At 45.1% G+C, this 26,695-nt stretch carries 32 protein-coding genes; 28 read left to right on the forward strand and 4 right to left on the reverse strand.

The window, feature by feature from the left end:
• The first annotated feature begins 111 nt into the window (after positions 1–111).
• Together rpoE and pyrG are read left to right on the forward strand one after the other, a co-directional pair.
• Positions 112–639 carry a DNA-directed RNA polymerase subunit delta gene (gene rpoE / locus SC79_RS11685; protein WP_039075186.1) on the forward strand — a complete coding sequence of 176 codons (528 nt, stop codon included), beginning with the start codon at positions 112–114 and terminating at the stop codon, positions 637–639.
• A gap of 237 nt (positions 640–876) precedes the next feature.
• Positions 877–2,484: a glutamine hydrolyzing CTP synthase gene (gene pyrG, locus SC79_RS11690; RefSeq protein ID WP_039075187.1), complete on the forward strand. Its 1,608-nt coding sequence runs from the start codon at positions 877–879 to the stop codon at positions 2,482–2,484.
• An 83-nt stretch (positions 2,485–2,567) separates the two neighbouring features.
• Here pyrG and SC79_RS11695 read toward each other — a convergent pair whose 3' ends face one another.
• Positions 2,568–3,089, reverse strand: a complete 522-nt coding sequence (locus tag SC79_RS11695) for a DUF2529 domain-containing protein (protein ID WP_039075188.1) — start codon at positions 3,087–3,089, stop codon at positions 2,568–2,570.
• 165 nt (positions 3,090–3,254) lie between these two features.
• On the opposite strand from SC79_RS11695, the gene spo0F reads away from it, so the two are divergent.
• The 11 genes from spo0F to SC79_RS11745 all read left to right on the forward strand — a co-directional run bounded on the left by spo0F (position 3,255) and on the right by SC79_RS11745 (position 13,790).
• On the forward strand, positions 3,255–3,629 hold the full coding sequence (gene spo0F, locus SC79_RS11700) for a sporulation initiation phosphotransferase Spo0F (RefSeq protein ID WP_082022673.1): 375 nt from the start codon (positions 3,255–3,257) through the stop codon (positions 3,627–3,629).
• A gap of 178 nt (positions 3,630–3,807) precedes the next feature.
• Positions 3,808–4,665 carry a class II fructose-bisphosphate aldolase gene (locus tag SC79_RS11705; RefSeq protein ID WP_010328944.1) on the forward strand — a complete coding sequence of 286 codons (858 nt, stop codon included), beginning with the start codon at positions 3,808–3,810 and terminating at the stop codon, positions 4,663–4,665.
• Positions 4,666–4,783: 118 nt separating this feature from the next.
• Positions 4,784–5,422 carry a fructose-6-phosphate aldolase gene (gene fsa, locus SC79_RS11710; protein WP_039075189.1) on the forward strand — a complete coding sequence of 213 codons (639 nt, stop codon included), beginning with the start codon at positions 4,784–4,786 and terminating at the stop codon, positions 5,420–5,422.
• A gap of 378 nt (positions 5,423–5,800) precedes the next feature.
• On the forward strand, positions 5,801–7,090 hold the full coding sequence (locus SC79_RS11715) for a UDP-N-acetylglucosamine 1-carboxyvinyltransferase (RefSeq protein WP_039075190.1): 1,290 nt from the start codon (positions 5,801–5,803) through the stop codon (positions 7,088–7,090).
• 31 nt (positions 7,091–7,121) lie between these two features.
• Positions 7,122–8,087: a class II fructose-bisphosphatase gene (glpX, locus tag SC79_RS11720; RefSeq protein ID WP_039075191.1), complete on the forward strand. Its 966-nt coding sequence runs from the start codon at positions 7,122–7,124 to the stop codon at positions 8,085–8,087.
• Between the two features lie 212 nt (positions 8,088–8,299).
• Complete coding sequence (locus SC79_RS21020; RefSeq protein WP_052245600.1) at positions 8,300–8,461, forward strand: hypothetical protein; 162 nt, start codon at positions 8,300–8,302, stop codon at positions 8,459–8,461.
• Between the two features lie 30 nt (positions 8,462–8,491).
• A complete protein-coding gene (gene rho, locus SC79_RS11725; RefSeq protein WP_010328939.1) occupies positions 8,492–9,775 on the forward strand; it encodes a transcription termination factor Rho in 1,284 nt (427 codons plus the stop codon).
• A gap of 118 nt (positions 9,776–9,893) precedes the next feature.
• The gene (gene rpmE / locus SC79_RS11730) at positions 9,894–10,094 is read left to right on the forward strand and encodes a 50S ribosomal protein L31 (protein ID WP_003151132.1); all 201 of its coding nucleotides are present in this window, start codon (positions 9,894–9,896) and stop codon (positions 10,092–10,094) included.
• 86 nt (positions 10,095–10,180) lie between these two features.
• Positions 10,181–10,768 carry a thymidine kinase gene (locus tag SC79_RS11735; RefSeq protein ID WP_010328938.1) on the forward strand — a complete coding sequence of 196 codons (588 nt, stop codon included), beginning with the start codon at positions 10,181–10,183 and terminating at the stop codon, positions 10,766–10,768.
• Positions 10,769–11,055: 287 nt separating this feature from the next.
• Positions 11,056–12,753 carry an oxaloacetate-decarboxylating malate dehydrogenase gene (gene malS / locus SC79_RS11740; RefSeq protein WP_039075192.1) on the forward strand — a complete coding sequence of 566 codons (1,698 nt, stop codon included), beginning with the start codon at positions 11,056–11,058 and terminating at the stop codon, positions 12,751–12,753.
• Between the two features lie 80 nt (positions 12,754–12,833).
• Entirely contained in the window at positions 12,834–13,790 is a 957-nt protein-coding gene (locus SC79_RS11745) for an AEC family transporter (RefSeq protein ID WP_039075193.1), read from the forward strand.
• A 38-nt stretch (positions 13,791–13,828) separates the two neighbouring features.
• Here SC79_RS11745 and racA read toward each other — a convergent pair whose 3' ends face one another.
• Both racA and gloA2 read right to left on the reverse strand, forming a co-directional pair.
• Complete coding sequence (gene racA, locus SC79_RS11750) at positions 13,829–14,383, reverse strand: chromosome-anchoring protein RacA (protein WP_039075194.1); 555 nt, start codon at positions 14,381–14,383, stop codon at positions 13,829–13,831.
• 121 nt (positions 14,384–14,504) lie between these two features.
• Positions 14,505–14,891: an SMU1112c/YaeR family gloxylase I-like metalloprotein gene (gene gloA2, locus SC79_RS11755; RefSeq protein WP_082022685.1), complete on the reverse strand. Its 387-nt coding sequence runs from the start codon at positions 14,889–14,891 to the stop codon at positions 14,505–14,507.
• A 125-nt stretch (positions 14,892–15,016) separates the two neighbouring features.
• Here gloA2 and prfA point away from each other — a divergent pair, with 125 nt between their 5' ends.
• The 3 genes from prfA (at position 15,017) to SC79_RS11770 (ending at position 17,307) form a co-directional block, all read left to right on the forward strand.
• Positions 15,017–16,087, forward strand: a complete 1,071-nt coding sequence (gene prfA, locus SC79_RS11760) for a peptide chain release factor 1 (protein WP_010328934.1) — start codon at positions 15,017–15,019, stop codon at positions 16,085–16,087.
• 1 nt (position 16,088) lies between these two features.
• Positions 16,089–16,955: a peptide chain release factor N(5)-glutamine methyltransferase gene (prmC, locus tag SC79_RS11765; RefSeq protein ID WP_039075196.1), complete on the forward strand. Its 867-nt coding sequence runs from the start codon at positions 16,089–16,091 to the stop codon at positions 16,953–16,955.
• 61 nt (positions 16,956–17,016) lie between these two features.
• Complete coding sequence (locus SC79_RS11770; protein ID WP_039075197.1) at positions 17,017–17,307, forward strand: DUF5316 family protein; 291 nt, start codon at positions 17,017–17,019, stop codon at positions 17,305–17,307.
• A gap of 13 nt (positions 17,308–17,320) precedes the next feature.
• Here SC79_RS11770 and SC79_RS11775 read toward each other — a convergent pair whose 3' ends face one another.
• Complete coding sequence (locus tag SC79_RS11775; RefSeq protein ID WP_039075198.1) at positions 17,321–17,683, reverse strand: UPF0715 family protein; 363 nt, start codon at positions 17,681–17,683, stop codon at positions 17,321–17,323.
• 140 nt (positions 17,684–17,823) lie between these two features.
• On the opposite strand from SC79_RS11775, the gene spoIIR reads away from it, so the two are divergent.
• The 12 genes from spoIIR (at position 17,824) to atpE (ending at position 26,558) form a co-directional block, all read left to right on the forward strand.
• Positions 17,824–18,510, forward strand: a complete 687-nt coding sequence (spoIIR, locus tag SC79_RS11780; protein WP_039075199.1) for a stage II sporulation protein R — start codon at positions 17,824–17,826, stop codon at positions 18,508–18,510.
• Positions 18,511–18,576: 66 nt separating this feature from the next.
• Positions 18,577–19,020, forward strand: a complete 444-nt coding sequence (locus SC79_RS11785) for a GNAT family N-acetyltransferase (protein ID WP_010328930.1) — start codon at positions 18,577–18,579, stop codon at positions 19,018–19,020.
• Positions 19,021–19,177: 157 nt separating this feature from the next.
• Positions 19,178–20,218 (forward strand): L-threonylcarbamoyladenylate synthase, encoded by a 1,041-nt coding sequence (locus SC79_RS11790; protein WP_039075200.1) that lies wholly within the window; start codon positions 19,178–19,180, stop codon positions 20,216–20,218.
• 76 nt (positions 20,219–20,294) lie between these two features.
• Positions 20,295–20,852, forward strand: coding sequence for a manganese efflux pump MntP (locus tag SC79_RS11795; protein ID WP_039075201.1), 558 nt, complete (start codon positions 20,295–20,297; stop codon positions 20,850–20,852).
• Positions 20,853–20,926: 74 nt separating this feature from the next.
• Entirely contained in the window at positions 20,927–21,379 is a 453-nt protein-coding gene (locus SC79_RS11800) for a low molecular weight protein arginine phosphatase (RefSeq protein WP_039075202.1), read from the forward strand.
• Positions 21,380–21,534: 155 nt separating this feature from the next.
• The gene (gene rpiB / locus SC79_RS11805) at positions 21,535–21,984 is read left to right on the forward strand and encodes a ribose 5-phosphate isomerase B (RefSeq protein WP_039075203.1); all 450 of its coding nucleotides are present in this window, start codon (positions 21,535–21,537) and stop codon (positions 21,982–21,984) included.
• Positions 21,985–21,996: 12 nt separating this feature from the next.
• Entirely contained in the window at positions 21,997–22,539 is a 543-nt protein-coding gene (locus tag SC79_RS11810) for a TIGR01440 family protein (RefSeq protein ID WP_039075204.1), read from the forward strand.
• Positions 22,540–22,744: 205 nt separating this feature from the next.
• Positions 22,745–23,992, forward strand: coding sequence for a serine hydroxymethyltransferase (gene glyA / locus SC79_RS11815; RefSeq protein WP_039075205.1), 1,248 nt, complete (start codon positions 22,745–22,747; stop codon positions 23,990–23,992).
• A 135-nt stretch (positions 23,993–24,127) separates the two neighbouring features.
• Complete coding sequence (gene upp, locus SC79_RS11820) at positions 24,128–24,757, forward strand: uracil phosphoribosyltransferase (RefSeq protein WP_010328923.1); 630 nt, start codon at positions 24,128–24,130, stop codon at positions 24,755–24,757.
• A 417-nt stretch (positions 24,758–25,174) separates the two neighbouring features.
• Positions 25,175–25,558: an ATP synthase subunit I gene (gene atpI, locus SC79_RS11825; RefSeq protein WP_010328922.1), complete on the forward strand. Its 384-nt coding sequence runs from the start codon at positions 25,175–25,177 to the stop codon at positions 25,556–25,558.
• 7 nt (positions 25,559–25,565) lie between these two features.
• Positions 25,566–26,300 carry a F0F1 ATP synthase subunit A gene (gene atpB / locus SC79_RS11830; protein ID WP_003221896.1) on the forward strand — a complete coding sequence of 245 codons (735 nt, stop codon included), beginning with the start codon at positions 25,566–25,568 and terminating at the stop codon, positions 26,298–26,300.
• A gap of 45 nt (positions 26,301–26,345) precedes the next feature.
• Complete coding sequence (gene atpE / locus SC79_RS11835; protein WP_003151167.1) at positions 26,346–26,558, forward strand: F0F1 ATP synthase subunit C; 213 nt, start codon at positions 26,346–26,348, stop codon at positions 26,556–26,558.
• Positions 26,559–26,695: the final 137 nt, after the last annotated feature.

Here is a 26,695-nt window from a genome sequence, read left to right on the forward strand (position 1 = left end):
TGTTTTATTTTGTTTATAATGAGAGGTATGGTTTGTATAAGAACGATACAAAATCGCTTTCATTATTGATAAAACAGATACATATAAGTAATAGAAAGGGAGTGTCCGACCTTGGGTATCAAACAATATTCACAGGAAGAGCTAAAGGAAATGGCTTTAGTGGAAATCGCTCACGAATTATTTGAAGATCATAAAAAACCAGTTCCTTTTCAGGAGCTTTTAAATGAAATTGCATCTTTGCTCGGTGTGACAAAAGAAGAGCTTGGAGACCGCATCGCTCAATTTTATACAGATTTAAACATTGACGGCCGCTTCCTGGCGCTTTCTGACCAGACTTGGGGGCTTCGCAGCTGGTATCCGTATGATCAGCTTGATGAAGAAACTCAGCCGACAGTTAAAGCGAAAAAGAAAAAAGCGAAGAAAGCAGTCGAAGAAGATCTTGATCTTGACGAGTTTGAAGAGATCGATGAAGACGACATTGATTTGGATGAAGTCGAGGAACAACTTGATCTTGATACCGGCGATTTTGATGATGAAGATATTGACGAAGACGACGATAAACTTGAGATCGAAGAAGATCTGATTGATGAAGATGAAGATGACGACTATGATGAAGATGAAGAGGAAATCAAATCGTAAAAGATCATCTTTAAAACAATCTTGACTTTCAAAGTCGAACTATGTAGTATGTATTTTGGGCTCTTCAAAAACGAAGAGAGAACATAGTGCGTTTTGCTCCCTTTCAAGAAATTGAAAGGGAGCTTTCTTATTTTCACCCCTCATTTTTCTTAATAAATCATTTAAAAGGCTAAATGATTTTCTATAAAACAGTACATTTTAAACATGTAGCTAAGAGCGAAGAGAGGAGCAAACGAAATGACGAAATATATTTTTGTAACCGGGGGAGTTGTATCCTCACTTGGAAAGGGTATTGTAGCTGCTTCATTAGGACGTTTGCTGAAAAACCGCGGAATGAACGTGACAATTCAAAAATTCGATCCATACATCAACGTCGACCCGGGAACCATGAGCCCGTACCAGCACGGTGAAGTATTCGTAACGGATGACGGCGCTGAAACAGATTTGGACCTTGGTCACTATGAGCGTTTTATCGATATCAACCTGAATAAATTCAGCAACGTGACTACAGGTAAAATTTATTCAACAGTTCTTAAAAAAGAACGACGCGGTGACTATCTTGGCGGAACGGTACAGGTCATCCCGCACATCACAAACGAACTGAAGGACCGTGTGTACCGCGCGGGGAAAGAAACAAACGCAGATGTCGTGATTACGGAAATCGGCGGTACTGTCGGGGATATCGAATCACTGCCATTCCTTGAAGCCATTCGCCAAATGAAGAGCGACATCGGCCGTGAAAATGTCATGTACATCCACTGCACGCTTGTGCCTTACATTAAAGCCGCGGGAGAATTGAAAACAAAACCGACACAGCACAGTGTAAAAGAACTGCGCAGCTTGGGCATTCAGCCAAACATCATCGTTGTTCGTACAGAAATGCCGATTTCTCAAGATATGAAAGATAAAATCGCGCTATTCTGCGATATAGATACAAAAGCCGTTATTGAATGTGAAGATGCGGACAACCTCTACTCCATTCCGCTTGAGCTTCAAAAACAAGGGCTGGATAAGCTTGTTTGCGATCACATGCAATTGGAATGCAAAGAGGCGGAAATGTCCGAGTGGAAAGAGCTTGTTAACAAGGTCAGCAATCTGTCTCAAACGATCACGATCGGACTTGTCGGGAAATACGTTGAGCTTCCTGACGCGTACATCTCTGTCGTTGAATCACTCCGCCATGCGGGTTATGCGTTCGACACAGATGTAAAAGTGAAATGGATCAACGCGGAAGAAGTAACAGAAAGCAACATTCAAGAGCTTACGAACGGAACGGACGGCATCATCGTACCGGGCGGATTCGGAGACCGCGGTGTTGAAGGCAAAATCGTCGCAACAAAATACGCGCGCGAAAACAACATTCCGTTCTTGGGCATTTGCCTTGGCATGCAGGTTGCATCTATTGAATACGCACGGCACGTATTGGGCTTAAAAGGCGCCCACTCAGCCGAAATTGATCCGTCAACTCAATACCCGATCATCGACCTTCTTCCTGAACAGAAGGATGTTGAGGACCTCGGCGGAACGCTTCGCCTCGGCCTTTACCCTTGTAAGCTTGAAGAAGGCACAAAAGCCTTTGAAGTGTACCAGGATGAAGTGGTGTACGAGCGCCACCGCCACCGCTATGAATTCAACAACGAATTCAGACAGCAAATGGAAGACCAAGGCTTCGTATTCTCAGGCACAAGCCCTGACGGACGCCTTGTTGAAATCATCGAGCTGAAAGACCACCCTTGGTTCGTGGCTTCTCAGTTCCACCCGGAATTCAAGTCAAGACCGACAAGACCTCAGCCTCTATTCAAAGGCTTTATCGGAGCGTCTGTCGAAGCTGCAAATCAAAAGTAATAAAAAAGACTTGCCGTTTTTATCAAAAGCGGGCAAGTCTTTTTTATTTGTTTCCGGCAACATACAGCATGTACAATAAGATATTATGCATACTCTTGCAGAATTTCTTTTAATGTAAACGATAAAGCATGGTAGACATACAGTGCTGTCATTAAAGAGGGAAATCCGTAACGGGTGCCGTCTTCATCGGGAACGAGCGGCATTTTTAATTTGGAATCAATATGCACATCGCAATATGGTTCCATTCCCGCACTGTCTTTGGCTGCCGGCGATACGCATACGACTCCCGCACCCTTTTCATAAAGTTCTTTCGCGAGCGCCTGCTCTTCGGCTGTGCCCGTCCCTGAGCAAAACATCAGCACCCTGTCGCTTTCTGTCACTTCATCAGCACTTTTTGGAAAAGGTTTGACGGAAGGCAGCGGTTCTGTGCTTTCGGCAGCCTCGTATAAGACGCCCTGAAGCTCATTTGCTCCGTATATATATATGGTATGCCCGCTGACCACCGCTTGGGCAAGCAGCCGCGCCCCATCTTCAATCGCGTCAGATTCCTTATCCTGAATGCGGGAAAAAATACCTGTTAACTGTGTCGTGAATATTTTCAACATAAGTGAATCCTCCTTTATAACGTACAATATCAGTATACAACAAAAGAGAAAATGCTCAGAAAATGTCGTAAAGTAGACTATTATAATTAAAGGAAATAGGAAAATCAAACAGAATACATACACTACTGCTTACTTTTGACGAAAATCATAATATTGGGGTGTAAAATGATGAATGAAAAAATTTTAATCGTTGATGATCAATACGGCATACGTATTTTGCTTAACGAAGTGTTCAATAAAGAAGGCTACCAGACATTCCAGGCTGCAAACGGCTTGCAGGCGCTTGACATCGTGACAAAAGAACGGCCCGACCTTGTGCTTCTGGACATGAAAATTCCCGGCATGGACGGAATTGAAATCTTAAAACGGATGAAGGTCATTGACGAAGACATCCGGGTGATCATTATGACGGCATACGGAGAGCTCGACATGATCCAGGAATCAAAAGAACTGGGCGCTCTGACGCACTTTGCGAAGCCTTTTGATATCGATGAAATCAGAGAAGCCGTGAAAAAATATCTGCCCCTGAAGTCTAATTAACAAAGAAGATACAAATGTATGATGTCATTGTGTTGCCCATTTGTCGAAAAGTTGGTATTCTAGTTATGGAGAAAAAGCGATCTGAGTATTTACATATGACAGCAATATATGGGTCATGCTAGGGTGGAAAGCTTTTTTCGCTAGAAGACAATCAGGCTACATAAGGAGGACATTCGACATGCCTTTAGTTTCTATGACAGAAATGTTGAATACAGCTAAAGAAAAAGGTTATGCAGTAGGACAATTCAACTTAAACAACCTTGAGTTTACTCAAGCGATTTTACAAGCAGCTGAAGAAGAAAAATCTCCAGTGATCCTTGGTGTTTCTGAAGGTGCGGGACGCTACATGGGCGGCTTCAAAACAGTCGTTGCTATGGTGAAAGCACTTATGGAAGATTACAACGTGACAGTTCCTGTTGCGATTCACTTAGACCATGGTTCAAGCTTTGAATCTTGTGCGAAAGCGATTCATGCAGGTTTCACATCTGTCATGATCGACGCTTCTCACCATCCATTTGAAGAAAACATCGCAACAACTTCTAAAGTTGTTGAGCTTGCTCATTTCCACGGAGTATCTGTAGAAGCTGAGCTTGGAACAGTCGGCGGACAAGAAGATGATGTTATCGCTGAAGGCGTAATCTACGCTGACCCTAAAGAGTGCCAAGAGCTTGTTGAGCGCACTGGCATCGACTGCCTTGCACCAGCATTAGGTTCTGTTCACGGCCCTTACAAAGGCGAACCAAACCTTGGTTTCAAGGAAATGGAAGATATCGGTAAAACAACTGGCCTTCCATTAGTTCTCCACGGCGGTACTGGAATTCCGACTGCTGACATTAAAAAATCAATTTCACTTGGTACAGCTAAAATCAACGTAAATACTGAAAACCAAATTTCTTCTGCAAAAGCTGTTCGCGATACTTTGGCAGCTAAGCCTAACGAATACGATCCTCGTAAATATCTTGGACCTGCTCGTGAAGCGATTAAAGAAACAGTTATCGGTAAAATGCGTGAATTTGGTTCTTCAAACCAAGCTTAATTCAATTGGAACGTTTATAACCGCCTGACAGCTTGACAGGCGGTTTTCCGTCTATCTTTAGAAAGCGCAATCATATTCGCAATTCAGAAAATTTCTTGCTCAAGGAGGCTTTTTGAACATGTTATTTTTTATTGATACAGCCAATATTGATGAAATTAAAGAAGCGAATGAATTAGGAATTCTTGCCGGTGTAACGACGAACCCTAGTTTAGTAGCGAAAGAAGCTAATGTATCATTCCACGACCGTCTTCGCGAGATCACAGACGTCGTAAAAGGCTCTGTAAGCGCAGAGGTTATTTCTTTAAAAGCTGAGGAAATGATCGAGGAAGGTAAAGAACTGGCGAAGATCGCTCCGAACATTACGGTGAAAATCCCGATGACGTCTGACGGCCTTAAAGCGGTAAGAGCGCTTACTGAATTAGGCATCAAAACAAACGTCACATTGATCTTCAATGCAAACCAGGCGCTTCTTGCCGCCAGAGCAGGGGCGACGTATGTATCACCTTTCCTTGGACGCTTAGATGACATCGGCCACAACGGACTTGACCTGATTTCAGACGTCAAAGCCATTTTTGACATTCACGGTCTTGACACGCAAATCATTGCGGCGTCAATCCGCCATCCGCAACACGTGACAGAAGCCGCTCTAAGAGGGGCCCATATCGGCACTATGCCGCTGAAAGTCATTCATTCACTCACTAAGCATCCGTTAACAGACAAAGGTATTGAACAATTCCTGGCAGACTGGAATAAATAATGCAAAGGGCGGCAAACGGTTTATGCTTGTTTGCCGCGGCCTTTGTTTTTCACCGTCCTGATACAGCGGACCTACAGACACTGACGCCGCTTTACAGAGAAGGAATCATTGGGCTGCAGAAGCTGATATCGGAATGAAGTGTTTGCGTACTGCTTTTGCCGGATGACGATATGTTTCTCGAGCCGGCGGGTCTCTATGCAATTTTCGAAACCTGTGCCCCGCAAAAAGCTTCGCTATTTTCTTCCTGATATTTTACAATGTGTTGTATTCTTTCTCTTCGAATTGGCTAGATTTTGGACATGAGCTTTATTTGCAGAGACAGAATAAAATGACATTTTATTTAGCTCCGCAGCTATCTTCTTATGGAAGGAGACTATCATGGAAAAGTTGAATATTGCCGGCGGTGACTCGTTAAACGGTACAGTACATATCAGCGGCGCTAAAAACAGCGCTGTTGCTTTAATACCAGCAACCATTTTGGCAAATTCCGAGGTGACTATTGAAGGGCTTCCAGAGATTTCAGATATTGAAACGCTGCGTGACCTGTTAAAGGAAATCGGCGGAAACGTACATTTTGATAATGGGGAAATGGTCGTTGACCCGACGTCGATGATCAGTATGCCGCTTCCTAACGGAAAAGTAAAAAAGCTTCGCGCGTCCTATTATTTAATGGGAGCGATGCTAGGCCGCTTCAAGCAGGCCGTCATCGGATTACCCGGCGGCTGCCATTTGGGGCCCCGGCCGATTGATCAGCATATTAAAGGCTTTGAAGCGCTCGGAGCTGAAGTGACCAACGAACAGGGCGCCATTTATTTGCGTGCCCAAAGGCTGAGAGGCGCACGAATCTATTTAGATGTCGTGAGCGTAGGGGCAACCATTAACATTATGCTTGCCGCTGTTTTGGCAGAAGGGAAAACGATCATCGAAAACGCTGCGAAGGAGCCTGAGATCATTGATGTTGCGACACTGCTTACGAGCATGGGCGCCAAAATCAAAGGTGCGGGAACCAATGTGATCCGAATCGACGGCGTGGAGGAGCTGCACGGCTGCAAACATACGATTATTCCGGACAGAATTGAGGCCGGGACATTTATGATTGTGGCTGCTGCAATGGGTAAGGAAGTCATGATCGACAATGTGATTCCCACTCATCTAGAGTCGTTAACGGCAAAGTTGAGGGAAATGGGATACCATATCGAAACAAGCGATGACCAGCTTCTCATTGTCGGCGGGCAGAAGCAATTAAAGCCGGTTGATGTCAAAACCCTCGTATATCCGGGCTTCCCGACAGATTTGCAGCAGCCGATGACGGCGCTCCTGACAAGAGCGAAAGGGACAAGCGTTGTAACGGACACCATTTACTCGGCAAGATTCAAGCACATTGACGAGCTGAGACGGATGGGTGCGAATATGAAAGTAGAAGGCAGATCCGCCATCATCACAGGTCCTGTCGAGCTTCAAGGCGCAAAAGTGAAGGCGAGCGATCTGCGTGCCGGAGCCTGTCTGGTGGTAGCCGGCCTGATGGCTGACGGCGTCACGGAAATTACGGGTTTGGAGCATATTGACCGCGGATACAGCAGTCTTGAGAAGAAACTTGAAGGGCTTGGAGCGACAATCTGGCGTGAAAGAATGACTGACGAAGAAATAGAGCAGCTGCAAAATTCATAAATGGTTATTTGTGGAGAGGAGCTCGTGTTGAATGGAAAGAAGTTTATCAATGGAATTGGTACGTGTGACAGAAGCTGCTGCATTGGCATCTGCAAGATGGATGGGCCGGGGAAAAAAAGACGAGGCTGATGAAGCGGCAACTAGCGCAATGAGAGACGTTTTTGATACCGTTCCGATGAAAGGAACCGTTGTGATCGGTGAAGGCGAAATGGACGAAGCGCCGATGCTGTATATTGGGGAAAAGCTCGGAAACGGATACGGTCCGCGCGTGGATGTCGCAGTTGACCCTCTTGAAGGCACAAACATCGTGGCAAGCGGCGGCTGGAACGCGCTGACCGTTATTGCAGTCGCAGACCATGGCACGCTTCTGAACGCCCCTGACATGTATATGGATAAAATCGCAGTCGGCCCGGAAGCGGTGGGCTGCATTGACATTGAAGCCCCTGTCATTGATAACCTTAAAGCGGTGGCAAAAGCGAAAAACAAGGACGTTGAGGACGTCGTTGCCACCATTTTAAACCGTGATAGACACGCAAACATTATTTCTCAACTTCGTGAAGCGGGAGCCAGGATCAAATTGATCAATGATGGCGATGTCGCAGGCGCCATCAATACGGCTTTTGACCACACGGGCGTTGACATTCTGTTCGGATCAGGCGGAGCTCCTGAGGGGGTGCTTTCTGCTGTTGCGTTAAAAGCGCTGGGCGGTGAAATCATTGGTAGACTCCTTCCGCAACATCAAGAAGAAATCACGCGCTGTAACAACATGGGCCTTGATGTAAGCAAAGTCCTTCGCATGGAAGACCTTGTGAAAGGCGATGACGCGATTTTTGCAGCTACCGGGGTAACTGACGGCGAGCTGTTAAAAGGCGTTCAATTCAAAGGCACTGTCGGCACAACTGAAAGCTTGGTGATTCGTGCGAAATCAGGCACTGTCCGCTTCGTTGACGGCAGACACAGCTTGAAAAAGAAACCAAACCTTGTAATCCGTCCATAACAAACAGAAAAAGCGGGGATGAGCCCGCTTTTCTTTTGCAAAAAAGAGTCGACTCTATCAATTCAGTGTCAAAACCTTATTTCAGTTGAATAATTTTCTGAAATAAGGTAAAAATAAAGAGTGCTGCGAATTTACTGCGTAATTCCTTCTTTTAAGCACTAGGAATGTTTCAATTTCTACCGCATACAGACGATATAAGTATTGATCTTCTCATGTTTTTGTCCTCGCTTCCTTCAAAACTCATTAAGACAATCCTTTTAACAAAAGCGCCGATCATGGGTGGAAGTGTTACCGATAGAAGTTCCTTTATGTTGAAAAAAGAATGTGCTTTGGCGGATGTTGTGCAAAAGCAGCAGATGATATGTGCAGAGTAAGATATTGACTATGAAAAGCGTGGTGTTTTTATGAAAAATGTATCTATTTCCTCTTTGGAAAATATGAAATTGAAAGAGCTTTATGAACTTGCAAGACATTATAAAATCTCCTATTACAGCAAACTGACAAAAAAAGAACTTATTTTCGCCATTCTGAAAGCAAACGCAGAACAGGAAGACCTGCTGTTTATGGAAGGCGTTCTTGAGATCATCCAGTCTGAAGGTTTCGGCTTCCTGAGACCGATCAACTACTCTCCAAGCTCAGAAGACATTTACATCTCAGCTTCACAAATTCGCCGCTTCGATTTGCGAAACGGAGACAAAGTATCAGGCAAGGTTCGCCCGCCAAAAGAAAATGAGCGTTATTATGGACTTTTGCACGTTGAAGCAGTAAATGGGGATGATCCCGAATCAGCAAAAGAGCGTGTGCATTTCCCGGCGCTTACACCTCTTTATCCAGACCGTCAAATGGTGTTGGAGACAAAGCCAAACTTCTTGTCTACCAGAATTATGGACATGATGGCGCCGGTCGGATTTGGACAGCGGGGTTTGATTGTCGCGCCGCCAAAAGCCGGAAAAACGATGCTGCTGAAGGAAATTGCCAACAGCATTACAGCGAACCAGCCTGAAGCAGAGCTGATCGTGCTTTTGATTGACGAAAGACCGGAAGAAGTGACTGATATCGAGCGCTCTGTGGCTGGGGATGTCGTCAGCTCAACATTTGACGAAGTGCCGGAAAACCATATCAAAGTTGCCGAGCTTGTGCTTGAGCGCGCGATGCGTCTTGTGGAACACAAAAAAGACGTCATCATCCTGATGGACAGCATTACACGCCTTGCCCGCGCCTACAACTTAGTAATTCCGCCGAGCGGAAGAACGCTTTCCGGAGGGATTGACCCAGCGGCGTTCCATCGTCCGAAGCGTTTCTTCGGGGCTGCGAGAAATATCGAAGAGGGCGGCAGTTTAACCATCCTAGCTACAGCTCTGGTCGATACAGGATCACGTATGGACGATGTGATTTATGAAGAATTCAAGGGAACGGGCAACATGGAGCTTCACCTCGACCGCTCTCTGGCAGAGCGCCGAATCTTCCCGGCCATCGATATCCGCCGTTCAGGAACGCGCAAGGAAGAGCTGCTTGTGCCTAAAGAGCATCTTGATCGCTTATGGTCGATCCGCAAAACGATGTCTGATTCACCTGATTTTGCGGAAAAGTTCATGAGAAAAATGAAAAAAACCAAAACAAATCAGGAATTTTTCGATATCCTCAATCAAGAATGGAAACAGGCAAATCTATCATCGGCAAGACGGTAAATTGTATTTGCAAAAGAAGTAAATCACTGATATAATTTTCTCATATGCGTTTCGGACAATGCTCCGAAATAATAACTCTGTTTCCACACGGGATTCAGGGCGGAAGGAGATGGATACAATGAAAGCAGGAATTCATCCTAATTTCAAAAAAGCAACAGTGAAATGCGCTTGTGGAAATGAATTTGAAACAGGCTCAGTAAAAGAAGAGGTACGCGTTGAGATTTGCTCTGAGTGCCACCCATTCTATACTGGCCGTCAAAAATTCGCTTCTGCTGATGGTCGTGTTGATCGCTTTAACAAAAAATACGGTCTTAAGTAATAATAGATTTTTCAACAGGCAAGAAGCAGTCTTGCCTGTTTTTTATATTGTCTAAAACAGCTGGCAGAAAGAGGGGAACAGAGCCTATGTACATAATGAAACAAAGCGGTTGGCTTGAGCTGATTTGCGGCAGCATGTTCTCGGGGAAATCTGAAGAGCTGATCAGAAGAGTGAAGAGAGCGACTTATGCCAAGCAGGAAGTCAGGGTTTTTAAGCCTGTGATTGATAATCGATACAGCGAAGATGCTGTTGTCTCCCATAATGGAACATCCATGAAGAGCTATGCCATTTCTGCTGCTGCGGATATTTGGGAACACATCAGCGAAAGCACGGATGTGATTGCGGTTGATGAAGTTCAGTTTTTTGACGAGGGAATTGTAGAGGTTTTATCATCCCTTGCCGATAAAGGCTACCGTGTGATTGCAGCTGGTCTTGATATGGATTTTAGGGGAGAGCCGTTCGGTGTCGTCCCGGATATAATGGCGATTGCGGAAAGTGTGACGAAGCTGCAAGCCGTCTGTTCCGTCTGCGGATCGCCTGCGAGCAGAACGCAGCGCCTGATTGACGGCAAACCTGCTTCTTACGATGATCCGGTCATTTTGGTGGGGGCATCCGAATCGTATGAAGCAAGATGCAGACATCATCATGAAGTTCCAGGAAAACCTAAAAAATAGCCCGAAACATGGGTATAAAGCTAGAAGGCACCGGCTAAAAACACCGGTGTTTTTTTATTTTCTGACAACACTTAATTAAAAAATTTAATTAAGTGTATTAAAAAATTAAGTAATTTTCTTCCCTTGAATTTTGATTTGGACAGGCATACAATAGCTTACGTAATGTAAATAGTTTTTAGACATTGTTCGAATAATTGTCATAAAGTCGCATAAAGATCATGATCGTATTTTTTTAGATGGGTTATTACTTAACTTGGTTAACTATTTCAAGAAAGAAGGAGATTTGCTTGAATAACATAAAAAAAACGAAAGAAGGCCACTTAGAAACAACTCTTAGAGGAAAAGAAGTTTTATCTATTCCTACTTTAAATAAAGGTGTTGCGTTTTCAATAGAAGAAAGACAAGAGCTTGGCTTAGAAGGGCTTCTGCCGCCAACTGTACTTTCTCTTGATCAACAAGCACAACGCGCATACGAGCAATTCCAAGCGCAGCCTGACCGCCTTCGTCAAAATGTTTACTTAAGTGATCTTGCAAACCGTAACGAAGTTCTTTTCTATAAATTGCTGAAAAACCATCTTCGCGAAATGCTTCCTGTTGTTTACACACCGACAGTTGGCGAAGCGATTCAGGAATACAGCCATGAATACAGAAGACCTCAAGGTATCTACTTGTCAATCGACAATATTGACGGTATTGAAAAAGCGTTTGAAAACCTTCATGCGACAGCAGGGGATATTGATCTTATCGTTGCTACTGACTCTGAAAGCATTCTCGGTATCGGTGACTGGGGTGTAGGAGGTATTAACATCGCAATCGGTAAATTAGCGGTTTACACTGCTGCAGCTGGTATTGACCCTAGCCGTGTGATCCCGGTAGTGCTTGATGTCGGTACAAACAACGAAAAACTTCTGAATGATCCTTTATATATTGGTAACAAACATGAACGTGTTCAAGGCGAACGCTATGAAGCTTTCATAGACGCTTATGTAAAAGCAGCATTGAAATTCTTCCCTAAAGCGCTTCTTCACTGGGAAGACCTTGGTAACAAAAATGCGCGCAATATCATGAAAAAATACAACCATGAAGTTCTTACATTTAATGATGATATCCAAGGTACAGGCGCTATCACGCTCGCTGGTGTGCTTGCTGCTATGAAGAAAACTGGCGCTTCTATTAAAGATCAGCGTGTTGTTGTCTTCGGTGCAGGTTCTGCTGGTATCGGTATTGCCGACCAAATCCGTGACACAATGGTGCTTGCTGGATTATCTGAAGAAGAAGCGAACAAACGCTTCTACACAATTGATTACAGAGGCTTGCTGACTGAAGAAATCGAAGGCATCCTTGATTTCCAAAAACCTTACCTTCGCACTGCGGACGAAGTGAAAGATTGGAAACGCGATGAAAAAGGCCAAATTCCATTCGATGAAGTGGTTCGCCAAGCGAAACCAACGATCTTAATCGGTACTTCAGGTGTATCAGGCGCGTTTACAGAAGAAATTGTGAAAGAAATGGCATCTCACACAGACCGTCCGGTAATCATGCCGATGTCAAACCCGACTCACCTTGCGGAAGCGACTCCTGAAGATCTATTCAAATGGACTGACGGAAAAGTGCTTATTGCAACAGGAAGCCCATTTGACAATGTAGAATACAACGGTGTTTCTTATGAAATCGGACAATCTAATAACGCATTCGCGTTCCCTGGTCTTGGACTTGGTTCAATTGTAGCGGAAGCGCGTATCATTACGCCTGCTATGTTTGCTGCAACTGCTGATGCGATTGCTGAAATGGTTGATCTTGAAACACCTGGAGCAGGTTTGCTTCCAAGCATTGATAAGCTTCAAGAAGTTTCTATTCAAGTTGCGATTGCCGTTGCTGAAGCGGCTATTAAAGACGGCGTAGCAAATCGCCAGCCTGAAGATGTGAAACAAGCGGTTCTTGATGCGATGTGGACACCGGAATACAAAAAAGTCATCGCAAAATAATTAACTATTAATATATCGTCCGAGGGAAAGCTTTTTCGGAAAGCTAAAGTATACGGACATAGGATTTGGAGGAGAATATTTTGAGCATCTTAGATATCTTAATCCTCCTGGCACCGATCTTCTTTGTGATCGTGCTGGGATGGTTTGCAGGACATTTTGGAAGTTATGATGCCAAGTCGGCAAAAGGGGTAAGTACGTTAGTAACGAAATACGCACTTCCAGCTCACTTTATCGCTGGTATTTTGACTACTTCCAGAAGTGAATTTTTATCTCAAATTCCATTAATGGTTTCTTTAATCATTGGGATTGTTGGTTTCTATATTGTTATTTTACTGCTTTGCAGATTTGTGTTTAAATATGATTTAACGAACTCATCCGTATTTTCTTTGAACTCTGCACAGCCAACATTCGCATTTATGGGTATTCCTGTACTGGGAAGCTTGTTTGGTGCGCAAGAGGTTGCGATTCCAATCGCGGTTACAGGTATCGTTGTTAATGCGATTCTTGATCCGCTTGCGATTATTGTTGCTACTGTCGGCGTGTCTTCTAAGAAAAACGAAGAGGGCGGCGACAGCTTCTGGAAGATGACAGGGAAATCAATCCTGCACGGTCTTTCTGAGCCGCTTGCAGCTGCTCCGTTAATTAGTATGATCTTAGTGCTTTGCGGTGTGACTCTGCCTGAGCTGGGTGTTAAAATGCTTGACCAGATTGGAAGCACAACATCTGGTGTGGCTCTCTTTGCTGTCGGTGTTACTGTTGGTATCCGCAGTATCAAACTCAGCGTACCGGCATTTGGCATTGCGTTGCTCAAAGTCGCGGTTCAACCTGCGTTAATGTTCTTGATTGCTCTTGCTGTCGGACTGCCAGCTGACCAAATGACAAAAGCGATCCTTCTTGTGGCATTCCCTGGTTCTGCCGTAGCAGCCATGATTGCAACTCGATTCGAGAGACAAGAGGAAGAAACGGCTTCTGCATTTGTCATCAGTGCGATTCTGTCATTGATTTCACTTCCGATTATTATTGCGCTTACGGCGTAAATCGAAAAAAGCTCCCTTTTTACGGGGAGCTTTTTATATTAGGTTTGAAATTTGAACAGTGACAGCAGCGGTTTTTTTCTTGATTTGGTTTTTTCGGCAGCGGCAGCGGTCTCGGGGATCGGCTGAGCGGTGAATTCTTGCATTTGTGAGGTCAATGATTGCAAGTCTGCAAGGATGTCATCCATTTCCCTGCGATGCTGAAGCAGTTGATAAGATACACCCTCATCGGCTTTTTGCTTCAGCTGGCGTTCTAGTTCCTCGATCCTTGACAGAAGTTCGTTTTCATCCTGCTTTTGCTGCAATAGGGTGTTGAACTTCTGTTCGAGCAGCTCGATTCTTCGTTCTGTGTCGCCGGTTGTCTTTTGGACAATGAATCCTGTCCGCTTTTTCGTGCTTTGCGGCACATGAATATCCTGAATCGCCGTGCCTTCAGAAATTTGTTTTTGAACAGATTTTAGAATCTTCACGTCTTCTGCCGTGAACGAATAATGTCCGAGCTCATTGCGTTCGGCCGGGAGCTTCAGCTGCTTCACCCACCGCTGCACCGTTTTTGCGGAGACGCCGAGTTCACTTGCTACCATATTTGTATTCATGATCCCATACCTCCTTTTTAGCTAGGTATTCGACCATCGCATGCGGTTCCCTTCTTGTTAGACAAAACAAGAAAAGATTCGGCAAAGAAAGTGGGTATCTCCTTTTTTTCTTCAAAAACCGTTATTGTTCATACAGTTCTAAAGGAAGCTGGTCAGGATCAAAAAAGAAGGTGAACCGCTTGCCGGTCAGCGGATCTGTTCTGATGGGTTCTGTTTCGATTCCTTTTTTGTGAAGCTTCTGAACCGCCTCCTCCAAGCTGCTGACTGTAAAAGCGAGGTGGCGGAGGCCTGCCGCTTCAGGCCGGGTTTGGCGTGCGGGCGGATCGGGAAACGAAAACAGCTCAATGGCATACGCGCCGTTAAGCGACAAATCAAGCTTAAAAGAGTCCCGTTCTTCTCGATACGTTTCTTGAATCACTTGAAAACCAAGCTTATGTACGTAGAAAGCTTTCGACTTTTCATAATCTGAACATATGATTGCAATATGATGTATGGATTTCAGCATGATCATCACTCCTCGATTCCCAGTATAGCAGAGGAGGCTTTTCCAAATGGGATTGAAATGCTTTTGACTGGGGTTCATCACTATACTATAATGAGAATGTTACGCACAGGAAAACAGAGGTGAAGACCGTGTTAGACCGTTTACAATCAATCGAAGAACGATACGAAAAATTAAATGAGCTTTTAAGCGATCCAGAAGTAGTCAACGATCCGAAAAAGCTAAGAGAATATTCAAAAGAGCAATCTGATATACAAGAAACAGTTGACGTCTATAGACAATACAGAGATGCGTCAGAACAGCTGACTGATGCAAAAGCGATGCTGGAAGAGAAGCTGGACGCTGAGATGCGCGAGATGGTGAAGGAAGAGATTTCTGAACTCCAGAAGGAAACGGATACACTGTCAGAGCGTCTGAAAGTGCTCCTGATCCCGAAAGACCCTAATGATGACAAAAACGTTATTATGGAGATCCGCGGAGCAGCGGGAGGCGAGGAAGCCGCTTTATTCGCGGGTAACCTGTACAGAATGTATTCCCGTTATGCCGAGCTTCAAGGCTGGAAAACTGAGGTCATGGAAGCGAGTGTAACCGGAACGGGCGGCTACAAAGAGATCATCTTTATGATTACGGGAAGCGGCGCGTATTCTAAACTCAAATATGAAAACGGCGCCCACCGCGTACAGCGTGTTCCGGAAACAGAATCAGGCGGCCGTATCCATACATCGACCGCGACCGTAGCGTGCCTTCCTGAGGCCGAAGAGGTAGAGGTTGACATTCATGAGAAGGATATCCGAGTTGATACGTTTGCTTCAAGCGGACCGGGCGGACAAAGCGTAAACACCACCATGTCTGCCGTTCGTCTGACACACTTGCCGACAGGTGTTGTTGTATCATGCCAAGATGAGAAATCTCAAATCAAAAACAAAGAAAAAGCAATGAAAGTTCTTCGTGCCAGAATCTACGATAAATTTCAGCAGGAAGCACAAGCTGAATATGATCAAACGCGAAAATCAGCAGTCGGATCAGGTGACCGTTCTGAACGTATCCGCACATACAACTTCCCGCAAAACCGTGTGACGGATCACAGAATCGGCCTGACGATTCAAAAGCTTGATCAGATTCTTGAAGGAAAACTTGATGAAGTGGTTGAAACGCTGATTGTTGAAGATCAGGCAAGCAAGCTTCAGCAAGCGGAAGGTTAAGATGAAGACGATATTTGAAGCCCTGAAATGGGCTTCTTCTTATTTAACCGAAGCGGGAAGAGAAGAAAACGCTGCTGAGCTTCTTTTGCTTTATGATACCGGAATGGACAGAAGCAAGCTGCTCGCCAGCTTACAGGAACCGATCGGCGAAGATGAGCTGTATCGCTTTCGGCGTCACGTTGAGATGCATAAAGAGGGAGTGCCGGTTCAGTACATTATCGGAAAAGAGTTTTTTTACGGACGGGAGTTTATGGTGAATGATGATGTGCTGATCCCGCGGCCGGAAACAGAAGAGGTTGTCTATCATCTGCTGCAAAAGTATCGGCATGTCTTTTCGGAAGACGGCGGGCTTGATGTTGTTGACGTCGGTACAGGGAGCGGCGCGATAGCCGTCACGCTTGCGCTTGAAAACGAAAATTTTTCTGTGTCGGCGGTCGATATTTCAAAAGAGGCGCTTCAGGTCGCTTCTGCCAATGCGGAAAAGCTCGGAGCTGATGTGCGTTTTTACCAGGGCGATCTGCTTGAGCCTTTGATTACGGCGGGAAAAAAAGCGGATATGATCGTCTCAAATCCTCCTTATATTTCAGAAGAAGAAATGGCTGATCTATCAGAGATTGTCCGTTTTCATGAGCCGCTGCACGCTCTCACCGATGGCGGAGACGGGCTCAAATTTTATAAGCGGTTTATGGAAGACATCCCGCTTGTCATGAAGGATAAAGTGTTTGTCGTTTTTGAAATCGGATGGCAACAGGGGGCGGCGGTCAAAGAGCTGATTCTCAAGACGTTTAAGGATGCGGAAGTGGAAGTGCTGAAAGATATTAATGGAAAAGACAGAACCATATGCGCTGTGATTCATAAAAATAAGTAAGCAGCTTGCTGTCGAGTTGATGAATCGAGCTGTTTGATCACCGGCAAAGGGGATGTGAAAAATGAAAAAAGCCCTGGCAGCAGGAATCTTGCTCATTGCAATTGAGAGCATGGTGGGCACCATTTTTCCGCAGGTACTTTCATATGAATCCATATTTGGCATCGCGTCTCTTGTTTTGATTGGGCTTGCAATCATCACATCAGGCTTGGCTGTAAGCGGAAGCGATCAGCGGGCGAACTACCATTCAGAAACGAAAGAAGGCCGTACAGCCCGCATGAAAATGGCGGCTGCTTTCTTTGTTGCGGCGATACCTTCTATTCTATGTTATCTGCTGACGGTTTTGTTTTCATGAAAAAGGAAGCCCCCTAGGCTTCCTTTTTTTGCAGTAAAACAGAATCCCATATCCAATAAACAACAGCTGTTAATACAACGAAGATGTAAAAGGCGGTATTTTGAAACAGAGATTGTCCTGAAGGCTGCAGCAGGCCGAAAATAATCGCGTTGGCCACAAAAGCCGCAGCAAAGTAATACAGCAAATACAAAGGGTTGAACCGCTTCGGCTTTTTATTCATCATGAATTGAAGAGGAAGCGCGAATATCAGATAAGGAAATAGAAAATAAAATGCCATCGTGATCAGAGCGGCAATGATAAATGAATGAATATAAATCACCGAATAAAGAACCGACATCGTAAATGCCGATAACAGCACTGTATAATTATATTTCATCTTAAACCTCCTAAAACACTATCGTACCATAAATAAGATTACCAGCTTGCTAGATTTTTTTCACCCTGCACGTTTACCCCGGGCTTCCCTTGTCCATAATAGGGCTAGAAACAAAGCACGGAGAGGAACGGTGGGGACAGATGAAAAAAACAGTTATCATTTGCATATATATCTTTCTTTTATTATCTGGAGCACTTGTAGGGCTGGCAAAAGAAGAGACGGCACAGCAATCAGAAAATCAGCCGGTGGTCATACCGGATGAGGCGATTCGTTTGCGAATATTGGCAAACAGCGATAGGGATCAAGATCAGCAATTAAAACGGCATATCAGAGACGCGGTCAATCAAGAAATCACAACCTGGGTAGAGAATATTGCTTCTATAGAAGAGGCGCGGCGTGTGATTCGCTCAAAGCTTCCTGAAATCAAAGACATTGCAAAGAAAACAATGGAGAACGAAGGGGCGAACCAGTCCATATCTGTTGATTTTGACAAAATCTCTTTTCCGACAAAGCTTTACGGCAACATGGTATATCCCGCTGGTGAGTATGAAGCGATCCTGATTACGCTTGGAAACGGCGACGGCGCCAACTGGTGGTGTGTGCTGTTCCCGCCGCTCTGCTTTCTTGATTTTTCGAATGGGGAAGCTGTGAAAGAACAAGAAGATCAAGAAGCCTCGAAAAAACAGACTGAAAAAGTGCTTGAGGACGTAACCGCCAAAGCGGAAAAAGCCAAAATAGAAGAGAAAGAAGAGCAAGAAGAGAAGGAAGACGGCGGCACAGAAGTGAAATTCTTCTTAGTCGAATGGATTTCCGACCTTTTTTCCTAATCACCTGGTCTAAAAATAGATTTGCCTCATAGATTGGAAGAAAGAATGCAAAAACGGGGTGAACGGATGTTTTATCAACTGCGGGTGGCAAGGGAAAAAGACGGGGACGTGCTCGAGGAATTTTTAAAACAGGCGAAAGCCAACCATGAAGGCGTGAAAGAAGGCTTCACCCAGTTTCTGATGCTTGAGGATAGCGAGAAGAACATTGCCGGCTGTCTCGGAATTGAAAAAATAAGCTGTGATCAAGGGCTGTTGCGATCACTTGTGATATCGGACAAGCTTCACCAAGGCCATATTGTGACCCTCTTTCAGAGCATGGAGCTTCTGTGCGAAAAGCACCAGATCAAAACAGTATATTTAATTGCGAATCAGCATTCCTCTGCTGATTTCCTTACGGCCATGGGGTTTGAACAAGCTGAGAGTGTACCTGAAGAGCTGTTTTCTTCTGGGCATTTCTGTGAGTCGCGAAAAACAGAAGGGGCCGTCTTGATGAAAAAAGCGTCTGGATAAGTGTGATTTATACACAGAGTTATCCACTTCTTCATTAGCGTTGTCCACAATTTGTGGATAACGCTTGTTTTATTACAGGACATCTTTTATACTTTCAAAAGGATTACACGCGTAAAACAATCGTTTTATTGTTGTGAATAAGGAGTTTGGTCAGAAAATGAAAACGAAAAGATGGTTTGTGGATGTAACTGGCGAGTTATCCACAAATGATCCACAAATTGCACAAGCAGCCGCTTTGCTCCGGCAAAATGAGGTCGTTGCGTTCCCGACAGAAACGGTATACGGCCTCGGCGCAAATGCGAAAGACACAGATGCTGTCAAAAAAATATATGAAGCGAAAGGGCGTCCGAGTGATAATCCCCTGATTGTCCACATTGCGGACATCAGCCAGCTTGACGACTTAACGGGCCCGGCGCCAGATAAGGCGAAAACATTAATGAACCGGTTTTGGCCAGGGGCACTTACCCTCATCCTGCCCTGCAAACCTGGTGCGCTCTCACCTCGTGTAACGGCAGGGCTTGAAACGGTTGCCATTAGGATGCCGGATCATCCGCTTGCTCTTGCGTTGATTCGCGCGTCGGAATTGCCGATTGCGGCACCGAGCGCTAATCTATCAGGAAAGCCAAGCCCGACAAAGGCGGAACATGTGGCTCACGACTTAGATGGCCGCATAGCTGGCATCATGGACGGAGGTCCTACCGGGATTGGGGTCGAATCGACCGTCCTTTCATGTGCTGGCGACATTCCTGTTCTTCTTCGTCCGGGGGGCATTACGAAAGAGCAAATTGAAGCGGAGATCGGACCGATCCTTGTGGATAAAGGGCTCAGTGATCAAAATCAAAAGCCGATATCTCCAGGGATGAAATATACACATTATGCCCCGACTGCACCGCTTGCCATTTGCGAAGGCAGCCCAGAACGTATTCAGCATCTCATTCAGGAGCACCAACAGGACGGCAGACGGGTCGGTGTCCTGACAACAGAAGAAAACGCTGATGTGTATTCGGCAGATTACGTGAAGAGCTGCGGCAGACGGGCTCAGCTTGAGACTGTTGCGGCGGCGCTGTATGATGCTTTACGCAGCTTTGATGAGGCAAAGGTGGATTTTATTATAGCGGAATCCTTTCCGGACACGGGTGTCGGGCACGCTATTATGAACAGGCTGATGAAAGCCGCGGGTGGAAGAGTGATTCGCTGACGAAGTCAGATGTTCTAACCCTTTTTGGACACGCATAGGCTAAAAAAGCGAGGCGTGTCCAAGGGGGTATTCATGTATGTCGGATATGTTTATAGGCGAACTGATTACATTAAGCATCATGGCGTTTGCGTTAGGGATGGATGCTTTTTCTGTCGGCCTTGGAATGGGCATGGTCAAACTCAGAAAAAAGCAGATATTCTATATTGGTTTGATCATCGGCCTCTTTCATGTCATCATGCCTCTCGGAGGGATGGTGGCCGGTAACATGCTGTCAGGGCTCCTCGGCGTGTTAGCGGTTTATATCGGGGGTTCGCTGCTTTTTGTTCTTGGTATTCAAATGCTGATGGCTTCATTTAAACAGTCGGAAGAACGATTCATGTCTCCGGCAGGGCCGGGCTTATTCCTGTTTGCCGTCGGCGTCAGCCTTGACAGCTTCTCCGTTGGCTTGAGCTTGGGGATATACGGCTCACACCCGCTTCTCACCATTACCCTGTTCGGGCTGTTCAGCATGATATTGACATGGCTGGGCCTGCTGATCGGAAAACAAGTACAGTCATGGCTTGGCACATACAGCGAAGCGCTTGGGGGCATCATCTTAATCGCATTCGGCCTAAAGCTGCTTCTGCCAATTTAATATATCAATAAAAGAAACGAAGTCGCTGTTTCTTTTTTCTTCATATATAATAGAGAAAATAAGGGGTGACTGACATGAACATTATTTTTGTCTGTACTGGAAATACGTGCCGCAGTCCCATGGCTGAGGCGCTTTTTAAGTCAATTGCAGAAACGGAAGGGCTGCATGTCAGTGTCCGCTCGGCTGGCGTGTTTGCTTCGCCTAATGGGAGAGCGACGCCTCATGCAGTCGAAGCGTTGTTTGAAAAACACATTGCCCTTAACCATATGTCTTCTCCATTAACTGAAGAACATATGGAATCGGCTGATTTGGTTCTGGCTATGACCCAGCAGCACAAACAGATCATTGCCAATCAATTCGGACGTTATCGTGATAAAGTGTTCACGCTAAAAGAATATGTCAAAGACAGCCATGAGGATGTCATCGATCCGTTCGGCGGCTCAATTGATATCTATAAACAAACGAGAGATGAGCTTGAAGAGCTTCTTCGTCAGCTGGCAAAACAGCTGAAAAAAGACGGCAGGTAGATGGATGAAAATCTGCAAACAGGTCATTTGCAAATCCTGCGTGAAGGAGTAGAATATAGTGAAAAGCACATCATATGGTGTGAATCTTAAGAGCGGACAGGCTGCGCGGTCAACATAGCGGGCTGCCGCATCACACACGCTGGGAGGAAAAGCTGATGAAAGTAGCCATTGCATCGGATCATGGCGGTGTTCACATTCGAAATGAAATCAAAGAGTTAATGGACGAATTGCAAATTGAATATATGGATATGGGCTGTGACTGCGGCAGCGGATCTGTCGATTATCCGGATTATGCTTTTCCGGTGGCCGAAAAAGTGGTTAGCGGCGAAGTTGACAGAGGCATTTTAATTTGCGGGACAGGGATCGGCATGAGCATTTCCGCTAATAAGGTCAAAGGCATTCGTTGCGCGCTGGCGCACGATACATTCAGCGCAAAAGCGACGAGAGAGCATAATGACACAAACATCCTCGCGATGGGTGAACGGGTGATCGGCCCCGGTTTGGCGCGGGAAGTGGCGAAAATCTGGCTGACTACTGAATTTACCGGCGGAAGACATCAAACCCGGATTGGAAAAATCTCGGACTATGAAGAGAAGAACCTATAGGGGTGCTGTTCAATGAATGAGATCAAGCTAAAATGGAGTACGATGCTGTCTGAGTTTCAGGAACAAGCGGGATTGAAACAGGATCAGCTCTTTGTCCTTGGATGCAGCACGAGCGAAGTGGCCGGCAGCCGGATCGGCACATCGGGAAGCGAAGACATCGCGGAAAGCATCTACAGCGGACTTGCCGAGCTCAAGAGAAAAACAGGCATCCATCTCGCATTTCAGTGTTGCGAGCATTTGAACAGAGCGCTTGTAGTAGAGGAGGAAACGGCTCAGCTGTTCAGGCTGCCGGCCGTTTCGGCCGTACCTGTTCCAAAAGCGGGCGGGGCGATGGCTGCTTATGCATTTAAGCAGATGAGGTCTCCTGTTCTTGTTGAAAACATACAGGCTGACGCCGGAATAGACGTAGGCGATACGTTTATCGGCATGCATCTGAAGCCGGTAGCTGTCCCTGTGCGTATTTCTCAAAACAGTCTGGGTGAAGCCCATGTGACATTAGCGCGTACGCGGCCGAAGCTGATTGGCGGAGTACGGGCGGTTTATGAGTGCGAATGAAAGGACTGCGAGGCCAGTCTTTTCTTTATTTTGAGGCGGAAAAATAAATTCCGAACTTTAATTTAAATTTAAGTTATTAATATTCGTTTTTACCAACGGAATTTTTGGTTTTTTGAAAATAATCTTTTACATCGGCCTAAAAAACCATGTACAATAGTGATGGTAAAAACAAAGAACAGGATACGGATAGGAGAGGATCTCGCTGATGAAACATTTACCTGCGCAAGACGCACAAGTGTTTAACGCCATTAAAAATGAGCGTGAACGCCAACAGACTAAGATCGAATTGATTGCTTCTGAGAACTTTGTAAGTGAAGCGGTTATGGAAGCACAAGGATCTGTTTTGACAAACAAGTACGCTGAAGGATATCCGGGCAAACGCTACTATGGCGGATGTGAGCACGTTGATGTCGTTGAAGATATCGCTCGTGACCGCGCGAAGGAGATCTTTGGAGCGGAGTATGTAAACGTTCAGCCGCATTCAGGCGCACAAGCAAACATGGCAGTATACTTCACGATTTTGGAGCAAGGCGATACTGTACTTGGGATGAACCTCTCCCACGGCGGCCATTTAACACACGGAAGTCCAGTCAACTTCAGCGGTGTTCAATATAACTTTGTTGAGTACGGCGTAGATAAAGAAACTCAATATATTGATTACGATGACGTGCGTGAAAAAGCCCTCGCTCATAAACCGAAGCTTATTGTGGCAGGAGCAAGTGCGTATCCTCGTACAATCGACTTTAAGAAATTCCGTGAAATTGCCGATGAAGTCGGCGCTTACTTCATGGTGGATATGGCGCATATCGCTGGACTTGTTGCGGCAGGCCTTCATCCAAACCCGGTTCCTTATGCTGATTTCGTGACAACAACAACACATAAAACACTGCGCGGACCTCGCGGAGGTATGATTCTTTGCCGTGAAGAGTTTGGCAAGAAAATTGATAAATCGATCTTCCCTGGCATTCAAGGCGGCCCGCTGATGCACGTAATTGCTGCAAAAGCTGTTTCATTCGGCGAAGTATTGCAGGACGATTTCAAAACATATGCACAAAACGTCATCTCAAATGCAAAACGCTTGGCTGAAGCGTTAACGAAAGAAGGCGTCGAGCTTGTTTCAGGCGGAACAGACAACCACCTTATCCTTGTTGACCTTCGTTCTCTCGGACTGACAGGTAAGGTTGCGGAGCATGTGCTTGATGAAATTGGTATTACGTCTAACAAAAACGCGATTCCATATGATCCGGAAAAACCTTTCGTAACAAGCGGCATCCGTCTTGGTACAGCTGCTGTGACAAGCCGCGGTTTTGACGGAGACGCATTGGACGAAGTTGGCGCTATTATAGCGCTTGCATTGAAAAACCACGAAGATGAAGGGAAACTTAAAGAAGCAAGCCAGCGTGTAGCTGCTCTGACAGATAAATTCCCTCTATATAATGAATTAGATTACTAAGATCCTAAAAACCCGCTCAGGCTTATGCCCGGCGGGTTTTTTGACGATGTTCTTGAAACTCCATGTCTTTTTTTGTAGAATCAATAGAAGTGTGTAATTGTTGATGTGACAATAAAAAAGGAGCTGAAACACAGTATGGGTAAGGTTTATGTATTTGATCATCCTTTAATTCAGCACAAGCTGACATATATACGGAATGAAGAGACAGGTACGAAGGATTTTAGAGAGCTTGTAGACGAAGTGGCAACGCTTATGGCGTTTGAAATTACCCGTGATCTCCCTCTGGAAGAAGTGGATATCAACACACCGGTTCAGGCGGCGAAGTCGAAAGTCATCTCAGGGAAAAAACTCGGAGTGGTTCCTATCCTCAGAGCCGGATTGGGAATGGTTGACGGCATCTTAAAGCTTATTCCAGCGGCAAAAGTGGGGCATGTCGGCCTGTACCGTGATCCTGAAACCTTAAAACCAGTGGAATACTATGTCAAGCTTCCTTCTGACGTGGAAGAGCGTGAATTCATCGTGGTTGACCCGATGCTGGCCACAGGCGGCTCCGCGGTTGAAGCCATTCACAGCCTCAAAAAACGCGGCGCGAAAAACATTCGTTTTATGTGTCTGGTAGCGGCGCCGGAGGGTGTGGAAGAATTGCAAAAGCATCATTCGGACGTGGATATTTACATTGCGGCGCTTGATGATAAATTAAATGAAAAAGGTTATATCGTTCCAGGTCTCGGAGATGCGGGAGACCGTATGTTTGGAACAAAATAAAAAAGAAAACCCCGAAAAAGGGTTTTCTTTTTTTATCCAGTTATTTGCTGTTCGGCCAATCTGTATACAATTATAGGTGAAAATGTGAACATTCTGTGGATGCTTACAGTATAAAAAGTTTTTTAACTTTAAACAGATTGACACTTGTTAGGGGCTATTGTATGCTAAACGAGGGTATTATGAGAAGGTTTTCATAGCTTTCATTATAGTCCCCATCCTCAATGTAAATCCTCTCAGAAAACCCGTATTATGAGGATTTATTAAGCGAATGAAACAGCATCCTTGCAAGGCTTGCGGATGAATGATTTTTTCGAACAGGCCCGTTTTGCCGGTCAAAAAAGGTCTTCTACTAGGGTTAACCGCTGATTTTGCCGTATCTAAGAAATACATTATTTTTCATCAGGAGACAGATAGTTGATGGACGATCCCAAGCTTACATTTAGCAGACAACGAAAATATCTATTATGCATTTTGGCAGTGTATGTACTGGGTTATGGTTTAACAGCGTATAAAACCGTTTTTTTAGGCCTTATTCTGGGAACTGTTTTCAGTTTGTTTAATTTTTTACTGCTCATCAGAAGAATGAACGCTTTTGACAGAGCTGTTGAGAAAGGAAAGTCCATACGATCTTTGGGGAGCGCAGCGCGGTGGTGCAATGCGATTCTTGCAGCAGCTGTCGCCTATAAAAACCCTGAGCATGTTCATATGGCAAGCACAATCATTGGATTAATGACAATATACCCTGTCATTATGATAGATTCTATTATCCAGCTTAAACGTTCATCAATGGAAGAGAGGTGAAAACCCTTTGAATCATGAATACAGAACTATTGAATTTCTAGGTCTTACTTTTAATCTGACAAACATTCTGATGATTACTGTGGCGAGTGTGATTGTTTTATTGATTGCGATATTAACGACAAGAACGCTTTCGATCCGTCCCGGAAAAGCCCAGAATTTTATGGAATGGGTTGTTGATTTCGTCCGCAATATTATCGGCAGTACAATGGATTTGAAAACAGGGGCGAACTTCTTGGCACTTGGTGTCACATTGCTGATGTACATATTTGTGTCGAATATGCTGGGGCTGCCGTTCTCTATTACAATCGGACATGAGCTCTGGTGGAAATCTCCGACAGCCGACCCTGCCATTACATTAACGCTAGCCGTGATGGTTGTCGCTTTAACCCACTACTATGGTGTGAAGATGAAAGGGCTCAAGGAGTATTCTAAAGACTATTTAAGGCCTGTTCCATTCATGCTCCCGATGAAAATCATCGAAGAGTTTGCCAATACGCTGACTCTCGGGTTGCGGCTTTATGGTAACATCTTCGCTGGTGAGATTCTTCTCGGCCTGCTTGCGGGTTTAGCGACAAGCCATTATTCGCAAAGCGTGGCTCTCGGTCTTGTCGGTACAATCGGCGCCATTCTGCCGATGCTGGCATGGCAAGCATTCAGTTTATTTATAGGCGCCATCCAAGCGTTTATCTTTACAATGCTCACGATGGTGTACATGTCTCATAAAATCAGTCATGATCACTAAAACATTATATCCAAACGGATAACATTTTAAAGGAGGAACTTTTTCATGAATTTAATAGCAGCTGCGATTGCAATTGGTTTAGGCGCACTTGGTGCAGGTATTGGTAACGGTTTGATTGTTTCACGTACGGTAGAGGGGATTGCCCGTCAGCCGGAAGCAGGTAAAGAACTTAGAACGCTTATGTTCATGGGTATCGCATTGGTTGAAGCCCTTCCTATTATCGCTGTCGTTATCGCATTCTTAGCGTTCTTTGGCTAAGCATAAAAGCCTTATATGAACTAAAAATGGCGAAGATCATTCCAAGAGAACCTTCGCCATTGCTTTATGTCTGATAAGCAACCCGCCTTGCCGGCTGAAAAGAGACAAGTGCGGCTGCTGGATCAGCAAAGAAAAAC

It is taken from the genome of Bacillus sp. MSP13, from assembly GCF_000815295.1.
In the GTDB taxonomy this organism is placed as follows: domain Bacteria; phylum Bacillota; class Bacilli; order Bacillales; family Bacillaceae; genus Bacillus; species Bacillus vallismortis.